Genomic DNA, 2,122 nt, shown 5'->3' on the forward strand with positions numbered 1-2,122 from the left:
AGACAGGTCGTGGCGGTCATGCGCCGGCTGGGTGCCCATGCCGCCCCAGATCTCGACGACGTTGCCTGCAGCCTTGCCCTTGCCGCCAAGCAGTTCGACGGCATATTCGCCGGCCGCGCGGCCGATCAGCGCGTTGTCGCCACCGACGAACTGCGTGTAGTCCTTGGTCTCGACATTGCGGTCGAGCACGAAGACCGGGATCTTGGCATCGATCGCCTGCTGCACGACGCCGGTCAGGCCGGCCGATTCCTTCGGTGACACCAACAGCGCATCGACTTCCTGGCGGATCAGGTTCTCGACATCGGCGACCTGCTTTTCGGTCTTGTCCTCGCCGTCGGTGATGATCAGTTCGACCTCGGGATGCTTGGCGGCTTCGGCCAGAATGTCCTTGTTGAACTGCGCGCGCCAGGGCTCGATGGTCGTCACCTGCGAGAAGCCGATCTTCCACTTCTTGTCCTGGGCGAAGGCATTGCCGGTGGTCAGAAGCGCGGTGGTGGTCAGCAGTGCCGCGGTCACTGCAGCAAGCTTCAGCATGTCACGTCGTTTCATTTTTTGTTTCCTCCGAGATTGAGAGACGGTGTCTCTTGCGACGGCCGCTTTGCCGCGGCCGTTTCCTTGTGCGCCGATTGCCCGCCGGGCAGGCGCAGATAGGCCAGGAGATCACCGGCATTGCGCTCCTGCACGAGCACGGTGCCGATGATGATCATCCCCTTCAGCACCAGCTGAAGGTTCGAATTGATGTTGTGGAGCTGCAGGATGTTGGAGAGCAGACCGAAGATCAGCACGCCGCAGAACGTGCCGGTGAGGCTGCCGCGCCCGCCCATCAGGCTGGTGCCGCCGATGACCACGGCGGCGATGGCGTCGAGCTCCAGCCCGGCGCCGGCATCCGGCTTGCCTTGCCGGTACTGTGCGACATAGAGCACGGCGGCGATGCCGGCGAGCAGCCCCGAGACGGCATAGGTTGCGATCTTGACGCGGCCGGCGGCGATGCCGGAGAGGCGCGCCGCCTCCTCGTTGCCGCCGATGGCATAGACATAGCGGCCGAACGGCGTGAAGCGCAGCACCGCGCCATAGATCAGGATGGCGCTGAGGAAGAACAGGCCCGGCATCGGGATGATGCCGAACACCAGCGAGCGCAGGATCTCGAAATCGGCGGTCGCGTTGGAGCCGGTATAGACCGGCAGCACCGCATTGTTCTGGCCGGCGGTCAGCCGTGCGATGCCGAGCGCCGTCACCATCATCGCCAGGGTGACGATGAAGGGCTGCAGGCGCCCGGCAACGATGATGAAGCCGTTGAGCGCGCCGAACAGCAAACCAACGCACGGCGCCACCAGCAGCACGCCGAGCACACCGAATTTCGGCTCGATCTGCGGCAGCAGAAACCACAGCGACAGGCAGCACAGGACCACGCCGACGACGGCGGGCGTGACCAGGCCGCGAATCCCGTCCAGCTTGATCTCACGGAGGAGGTCGGCGCCGGCACGGGATTTTGCCAGGTTCTGGAAAATGAAACGGGTGACGACGAAACCGAGGCAAAGCGCCACCAGGGCGACGGTTGGCACGCCCAGCACGACGCCCGGCGTCACGCCTGGAACCGTCAGCAGCATGGCGCAGACCACCGAGCAGATGGCCATTAGCGAGCCGACGGAGAGATCGATGCCGCCGGTGATGATGACAGCCGTCATGCCAGTGGCGATCAGGCCGGTGGTCGACACCTGGCGCAGCACATCGAGCAGATTGCCGTAGGAGAGGAAGATGTTGTTGCCCTTCGAGCTCATCGGCGAGCCCAGGACACCGATCAGGAAGATGGCGATCAGGCCCCAATAGAGCTTGGTCCGGGACAGGAGTTTCAAAACGGTCATGCGGCTGGTCTCGATATGGTCCGGCGCGGGGCGGCGAGGCGCATGATGGCCTCCTCACTGGCCGCGTCGCGGGAAAGAATGCCTGTCTGGCGGCCATCGGCCATCACCAGGATGCGGTCGGAGAGGTGCAGCAGCTCCGGCAGTTCGGAGCTGATGACGGCGATGGCGAGACCGTCGCGCGCCAGCTTGAAGATCAGGTCGTAGATCTCGCGTTTGGCGCCGACATCGATGCCGCGCGTCGGCTCGTCGAGCAACAGCAC

2 protein-coding genes and 1 pseudogene are annotated in these 2,122 nt (G+C 64.6%); all 3 read right to left on the reverse strand.

Annotated elements, in window-relative coordinates; genetic code table 11:
• A partial coding sequence (locus EN964_RS32590; protein WP_164776224.1) for a substrate-binding domain-containing protein occupies positions 1-549 on the reverse strand: 549 nt, incomplete at its 3' end.
• Positions 546-1,862 carry an ABC transporter permease gene (locus EN964_RS32595; protein ID WP_127267672.1) on the reverse strand — a complete coding sequence of 439 codons (1,317 nt, stop codon included), beginning with the start codon at positions 1,860-1,862 and terminating at the stop codon, positions 546-548. The genes EN964_RS32595 and EN964_RS32590, both read right to left, overlap by 4 nt.
• Positions 1,859-2,122: pseudogene (locus EN964_RS32600) on the reverse strand (sugar ABC transporter ATP-binding protein); the annotation flags it as partial. The gene EN964_RS32595 and the pseudogene EN964_RS32600, both read right to left, overlap by 4 nt.

The organism is Mesorhizobium sp. M7A.F.Ca.CA.001.10.2.1 (assembly GCF_003998575.1).
Lineage (GTDB): Bacteria > Pseudomonadota > Alphaproteobacteria > Rhizobiales > Rhizobiaceae > Mesorhizobium.